Here is a 6,964-nt window from a genome sequence, read left to right as displayed (position 1 = left end):
GGTGGCCGGCGAGGAGGGCGTCCGCCCCGACCCCGGCACTGCCCACCTCTACGTGGCCGCCACCCTCCCCCGCCGGCCGCCGCCCCGCTGCGCCGTCTGGCTCGGCCGGGGGGACGGGCTCCCCGACGTCCCCGCCACCCGCGCGCACGTGGTCCCCGTCGTCGAGCTGCCGACCGCCGGTCTCCCGAGCGGCACCGCCGCACCGGTGCTGCTCGCCCCCGACACCCGCCCGCACCCGCACCGGCGGGTGGTGCTGCCGTTCACCCGTCGCCGGTGGCGCGGCCTGCGCGGCCTGCCCGACGGTCTGGTCGTGTCGGTGACCGACGACGTGGCCCGCTGGGGCCCCTCGCCGGCCCAGCGCGCGGAGCGGGCCGCGCCGGAGGGTTCCCTGGACACCCTCTACGCCCTCGCCGCGGCCGCCGTGGTCACCGGGCCGGCCGTGCTCGACGCGGTGCGCTGGGGCTGCCCCGTGGTCACCGACCCCGCGACGGCCGCGGCCCTCTCGGTGCGCGCGGACGAGCACGTGCTGGTCGCCACCGGTCAGGACGTCGTCCCGGCCCTGCAGCGGCTGGTCGAGGACGAGGCGACCGGGGCCCTCCTCGCCCGCGCGGCGGTCCGCGCCGTCGCCGACCGCCGCCCGGACGCAGCGGCGGCCCACCTCGCGACCGCGCTCGGCTTCGACGTGGCAGCCCCCGCAGGACCGGCGGCCGCGGCGCTGGTCGACGCACTCGACGCGCTGGGCGCACCCGCGGGCGCCCACATCAGGGCGCGTGCCCAGGAGTTCACCGCTGCACTACCCGGTGCGACCACCTTCGGGTGGCGGCCGGACGAGGAGGACCAGTGAGCAGTCCGGACCCGACCGGCGACGAGGCCGTGCGCGCCCTCGTCGACGCCGCCCCCGACCCGTCCCCCGAGCCCTCGCCCGAGCCCTCGCCCGAGGTGCGGTCGGCCGGCGGCGCCGCCCCGTCGGCGGGTGCGGCGGCGGAGCCCCGTCGCGACCTGGGGGACACCGCCCGCCGCGTCCTCGCGCCGGTGGCCGGACGGGTCCGGCGCGCCGGGCGGTCCTCGGCGCGGCGCTACCTCGGCCCGGTCTACCAGCGCGGCACCGCCGCCCTCCGCGACCGGCTGGCGCTCATGGTCCGGGACGCCGTCGACGGCGACCCGGCCGTCGCCGAGGTCCGCCACCTGGCCGGCCGCGGCGCCTTCGACCTGCAGTCCCAGCGGGAGCGCTCGGAGAGCGCCCGCGTCGACCGCGTGAACAGCGAGCTGCTCAAGGCCGAGGTGCGCCACCTGCAGCACCGCCTCGAGGAGCTGGGCATGGCGTTCGCACCGGGCACCGGCATCGAGGGGGCGGGCGCCCGGTTCGCGGAGCTGCGGGAGGCCGTGCACGCCCTCGAGCGCCGGATGCGCAACCTGTCGCTGCCCGGTGCCCTGCCGGCGGCCGGTCAGGCACCGACCGCCGCCGCGGTCCCCGACACGGCGCCGCCGCGACCGGCCGCCGAGACGCCCGCGCAGCTGAGCTCCACCCTGTTCGACTACGTCGGCTTCGAGCGCCGCTTCCGCGGCGACCCCGACGCCATCCTGGACACCCTGGTCGACCGCTACGGCGACGAGCTGCTGGACCACCAACCCGTCGTGGACATCGGCTGCGGCCGCGGGGAGCTGCTGGGCCGGCTCGCCGAGCGCGGTGCGCACGTGATCGGCATCGAGCCCGACCCGGGCATGGCCTCGGAGGCGCGGGCCCGCGGCATCGAGGTGCACGAGGACCTCGCCGGGCCGTGGCTGCGGGCGGCTGCGGACCACTCGCTGGGCTCGATCATCACCACCCACGTGCTCGAGCACCTCGAGCTCGACGACCTGATCGAGCTGCTCGAGCTCGCGGTCACCAAGCTCCGGCCCGGTGGGGTGTTCATCAGCGAGACGCCGAACCCGGCGTCGCTGATCGTGCTGGGCAACTCCTACCTGCTCGACCCGACCCACGTTCGCCCCCTGCACCCCAGCCTGCTCAGCTTCCTCTGCGAGAACGCAGGCTTCCGCGACGTGCGGCTACGCTTCTTCTCGCCCGCCGAGGGCTACCACCTGCGACCCGTGCCGGTCGCCGGGGACGAGGAGGCGCCGGGCGTGCGGCAGGTCGCCGACCACGTCAACGCCGCCTTCGAGCAGCTGAACACGGTCCTGTTCGGGCCCCAGGACTACGCGGTGGTCGCCCGGACGCCCTGACCCCACCACGACAGCCGCGCAGGAGGACCGATGACCGCCACCGAGCAGGTCAGGCAACCCGACGCCGGCCCCGCCGACGCCGTCCCGGCGCCCCGGCGGCGCGGGGGGGCGGTGCTGGGCCTGTCGGTGCTGGCGGCCGTCCTCCCCTTCGTGGCCGCCGCGGTCCGCGTCCTCACCGGCCGCGGCGACCTGCAGTTCGCCGGCGACCAGGCGCTGATCGGGCTGGCCGTCGACGAGGCCTCGCGCGCCGCGCAGTTCCTCGGGCCCTACTCCCGCTACGGCTGGGCGCACCCCGGCCCGTCGTGGTTCTACGCGATGGTGCCCGGCTGGGAGGGCCTGGGCCGGGACGACGCGGCCCTGGTGGCGGCCAGCCTGTCGGTGCACGCCGCCCTCGCCGCGGGCGTCGTGCTCGTCGTGCACCGCCGGGGCTCGCTGCTGCGCGCGCCGCTGACGGCGGCGGTGCTCGCCGTCCTGGTCATCCGGCTGCCGGCCTCGTTCTTCGTCGACGTGTGGAACCCCTTCGCGCTGCTGCTGTCCACCGTCCTGCTGCTCGCCCTCGCCGGCCGCGCCGCGCGCGGGCGGTGGAGCACGCTGGTCTGGGTGGCCGTGGTCGGCAGCTTCCTGGTGCAGACCCACGTCGGCACCGTGCCCCTGGTCGGGCTGGTCGGGCTGGTGGCCGTGGCCGCCACCCTGTCCGGCCGGCGGCGGCGCGCCGTGGCCGACCGCGCGGGGCGGGCCGGCCTCGTGGTCGCGGCCGTCGTCCTCGTGGCGATGTGGGTGCCCCCGGTCGTGCAGCAGCTGACCGCGGCGGCCGGTACCGGGAACCTCGCCCAGCTGGCGGACTTCTTCACCAGCAGCGAGGGCGGGGGCACTTCGCCCACCTGGGGGCAGTCGCTGGACGCCGTTGGACGGGTCCTGGGGATGGCGCCCTTCGGCTGGGGCACCGGACCGCTGGAGATGGACCTGTCCTACCGCTCGCCGGCGCTCGTCGGCGGCCTGGTGCTGCAGGTCCTCGCCGTCCTCGTCCTGCTCGGCCTCGCCCGGCGCGTCCGGTCCGCCGAGGCCGGGTGGTCGGCGGTCGCGGTCGGCGCGGCCCTGGTCGCCGGGGTCGCGTCGGTGCACACGGTGACCGGTCAGGTGTACTGGTACCTCGTGGTGTGGGTGGCGGTGCTGCCCGCGGCGACGGTGCTGTCGGCCGTCGTCCTGGCCGAGGACGCACTCGTCCGCACCCGCTCCGCCGGTGAGCCGCACCGCCGGACGGTCCTGGCCGGGGTCGCGGCCGCGGCGACGGTCCTCCTGGTGGCCGGCTCGGTGGCCGGCGCCGGCTGGTCGCTGGTGCGCGCGGTCCCGGGGCTGCCCGACTCCGGTGGTGTGCACGGCGTGCTCGCCGACCTCGCCGGCCGGGTGCCCCTGGACGGCGACGGACGCACCGTGCACGTGGAGATCGCCACTCACGAGCTGTGGCCGGTCGCCACCGGCGTGGCCGGGGAGCTGGCCGCCGGGGGCTGGACCATCCAGGTCTCCGCGGACTCGGCCGACCTGTTCGGCGCGGACCGCGTGGGCGACCCGGCCGACGCCGACGCGGTCGTCGTGGTGGTCGCCTCGGGCCAGCCGGCGCCGACCCTGGACGTCCCGCTGCAGGCCGTCGGCACGGTCCCCTCCGAGCTCGGTCCGGTCGACGTGCTGGTCGGGGCGCGCGGCTGAGCCCGCCGGCTCAGCGCTGCACGACCGCGCCGGTGCTCCGGACCCAGGTAAGGCTCCCCCGCTGGAAGTCCGAGCGCCGGCCGCCGGGCACGTCGTACTCACCCGACACCGGCAACCCGAGCGGCCCGGACACCCCGCCGCCGCGCTGGTAGGCCACGCCGATGCTGCCCTGCACCTCGTGCGCCCCGGTCGACGGGGACCAGTAGACCGCCCCGCCCTGGAAGTCCACGCCGGTGCCCCGGTTGCCCGGGAGCGCGTACTCGGTGGACGTCGGGTAGCCCAGCGGGCTCGACGGCCCGCCCATGCCCCACCAGCGGTCGAGGATCCCGCCCAGCAGCAGGTGCGCCCCGGTCGACGGGGACCAGAAGACCGCCCGTCCACCGTTGAAGGTGTTGTACCGGCCGACGCCGTCGGCCGCTGGCGTCTCGCTGCTCGTCGGGAACAACCCGGCGGCCACGCCCCCGGCGGCCAGCCAGGCCTCGCGGATCGTGCCGTGCAACTCCTGGGAGCCACCCCCGGGGGACCACACGACGGTGCCGCCGCGGAACTCCTGGACCGAGGCGCCGCCGGCGTAGGCCTCGTCGGAGACCGGCAGCCCGAGCGGGCCGGACGCGCCGCCGCTGACCACCCAGCGGTCGAGGTTGCCGCCCACGACCGCGTGGCCACCACCGGCCGGTGACCAGGCCAGCGCGCCCCCGGTGAACAGCTGCACCACGGACCCGTCCGCCGCCGACACCGGGTCAGCGGTCGGCCGCAGGGCGGAGGCCTCCGCACCGCGGGCCTGCCACAGCTGCAGCACCGCCCCCGTCACCGGGTGACCGCCGTGCTCCGGGGTCCACACGACGACCCCGTTCTGGAACCGCTGCAGCACCGCACCACCCGCCACGGTCTCCCCCGCGGTCGGGTAGCCGAGCGCGCCCGCCTCCCAGCGGTTGCGGGCCCATGCCTCGCGGACCCCGCCCCACACGAGCTGCGCACCGGTCGACGGCGACCAGTACAGCGACGCGCCGGAGGTCGAGTGCACGTACCGGCCGACGCCGTCGGGTGCGGTCAGCACGTCGGTCGAGGGCAGGAAGGGCCCGTCGGCGCCCCCCAGCAGCAGCCAGCGGTCCCGCACCGGTGCGGTCACCGCGTGCACCCCGCCGGCCGCCGACCACACCAGGGTGCCGCCCTGGAACTCCTGGGTGATGCCGCCCGACCGGTAGACCTCGCCGGCCAGCGGGTAGCCCAGCACCCCCGCCTCCCACCGCCGTTCGGCCCAGGCCTGGCGCAGGGCACCCCAGACCACCTGCGCACCCGTCGCGGGCGTCCAGTAGACCGACCCGCCCCGGTCGAAGTGGTTGTAGTGCCCGACCCCGTCCGGCGCCAGCGTCTCGTCCGTGGTCGGTGCCCCGAGGGCCGCCGGCCCGCCTGCGGCCAGGTAGCGGTCGAGGATCGCGCCCCACAGCACGTGCACGCCCGCGGCCGGCGAGCTGAACATCCGCCCGCGCTGGTAGGCCTGCCAGGTGACCCCGGACTCGGTGACCAGGCCGCCGACGGCCGACCCCAGCGAGGCGCGCAGCGCGGCGTCCCCCGCGTACCGCGAGGCGATGGTCGGCACCGACGCCGCGTCCACCAACGCGGCCACGCGGGAACGGATCGGACCGAGCTGCGCGTAGCCGTACTGCCCGGGGCAGGACGTGCTGCCCACGTCGCGGTGGCCGAAGATCGTCGGCAGGGTCACCCGGACGCCGGCAGCGTAGCGGGAGGTCCCGCCGCCCCCCGACGTCAGCGTCGTCGTCCCCCGCGGGTCCACGCCGTAGAGCTCGAACTTCCACGCGATGATCTGCGCGACCGCCTCGACCATGGCCGGGGTCGTGGGGGCGGTGTCGTAGTTGCCGAGCATCGAGACGCCGAAGGTGCCGCTGTTGAAGCCGCCCGCGTGGGCGCCGACGACGGTGCTGGCCAGACCCCCGTAGCGGCCCTCCCACAGCCGGCCGTACTTGTCGACGAGCACGTTGTAGCCGATGTCGCCCCAGCCGCGGCTGACCGCGTGGTAGCGGTAGATCGACCTCAGCATCGCGGGGACCTGGTCGGCGGTGTAGTCGTTGGTGTCGGCCGTGTGGTGCAGCGTCGCGGCCCGGATGGTGGAGGCGTACTCGGGGTCCCAGGTCCGGATCGACTCGTCGGCCCCCCACTGGGCGCGGGAGTAGACGGCCGGCATCGCGCTCGCGGCGTGCGCGGTCGCCTGCGCCGCGGGTGCGGTCAGGGAGTCGTCGGCCGGGCTGGAGCCGGGGTCGACCAGGTCCAGCACCACGTCGGTCGGCCGCGCGCCGGACCGGGTGACCAGCTCGGCCTCGACCCCCGTGCTCGGGCCGGTCCACAGCGGCGCGGTCCCGCCGCGCAGGTCGCCCCCGCCGTCGGTGCCGCCGTCGGTGTCCGCGTCCTCCACGCCCACCTGGGTCCACCCGCCCCAGACGCCCTCGCTGTCCTGCACCCTGATCCGGACGACGGTGTCGGTGACGCCCGGATCGGGGGCCCAGGTGACACCCACGAGGGAGAACGGGTCGGTCGAGGTCTGCTGGACCGTCAGCACGGGGGTGTCCTGCGGCACCCCGGGCACCGGGTCGCTCGTGCCCGCGACGACGTCCGCCTCGGCGGCCGGTGCCGCCACCGAGCCCATCTCGACCTCGGCGGAGGAGGTCTCGACCGGGACGGCCTCCGGGGCGGGGGCCGCGTAGACGGGGAGCACGAGGAAGGTGCCGCTGAAGGCGGTGAAGGCGAGCAGGCCTCCGACGAGACGGCGCACTGGATCTCCTCCGGGGGGTTCGGTTCCGGGGCGGGCACCGCCCCCACCCCTCCACCATCGACAGGTTGCGGGGGGCCCTTGAGCCGTCGGCTGCGGTCGGTCGAGGCGCCGGGCACGTATCGTTGCCGGGCGACCCTGCCCGTCACCCACGGGCGCCGACGACACCGAGGGAGCACCCGTGGACGACGTGGACGCCCCGCGCCCGCTCCCGGCGCGGCTCGACCCACGGGCCGGGCGCCCGGGCCGCGACCC

4 protein-coding genes are annotated in these 6,964 nt (G+C 77.0%); 3 read left to right on the top strand and 1 reads right to left on the bottom strand.

The window, feature by feature from the left end:
* From NH342_RS21095 to NH342_RS21085, 3 genes are all read left to right on the top strand, one after another.
* Positions 1-844 (top strand): hypothetical protein (locus NH342_RS21095; RefSeq protein ID WP_253018010.1); only part of this gene is annotated, 844 nt, incomplete at its 5' end.
* Positions 841-2,220 carry a methyltransferase domain-containing protein gene (locus tag NH342_RS24395; protein ID WP_253018008.1) on the top strand — a complete coding sequence of 460 codons (1,380 nt, stop codon included), beginning with the start codon at positions 841-843 and terminating at the stop codon, positions 2,218-2,220. The genes NH342_RS21095 and NH342_RS24395, both read left to right, overlap by 4 nt.
* A 30-nt stretch (positions 2,221-2,250) precedes the next feature.
* Positions 2,251-3,924 (top strand): hypothetical protein, encoded by a 1,674-nt coding sequence (locus NH342_RS21085; RefSeq protein WP_253018006.1) that lies wholly within the window; start codon positions 2,251-2,253, stop codon positions 3,922-3,924.
* A gap of 10 nt (positions 3,925-3,934) precedes the next feature.
* Here the strand turns inward: NH342_RS21085 and NH342_RS21080 are convergent, their stop codons facing one another.
* Positions 3,935-6,712, bottom strand: coding sequence for an N-acetylmuramoyl-L-alanine amidase (locus NH342_RS21080; protein WP_253018004.1), 2,778 nt, complete (start codon positions 6,710-6,712; stop codon positions 3,935-3,937).
* Between the last annotated feature and the right edge of the window lie 252 nt (positions 6,713-6,964).

This window comes from Klenkia sp. PcliD-1-E (assembly GCF_024124375.1).
Taxonomy (GTDB): Bacteria; Actinomycetota; Actinomycetes; order Mycobacteriales; family Geodermatophilaceae; genus Klenkia.
Note: the sequence above shows the minus strand (reverse complement) of the source record. Positions and strands in the feature narration are given on the sequence as shown.

Bases quoted from the DNA above. Each gene is read 5' to 3' on its own strand.
- NH342_RS21085 (WP_253018006.1), top strand. From the start codon at position 2,251: ATGACCGCCACCGAGCAGGTCAGGCAACCCGACGCCGGCCCCGCCGAC.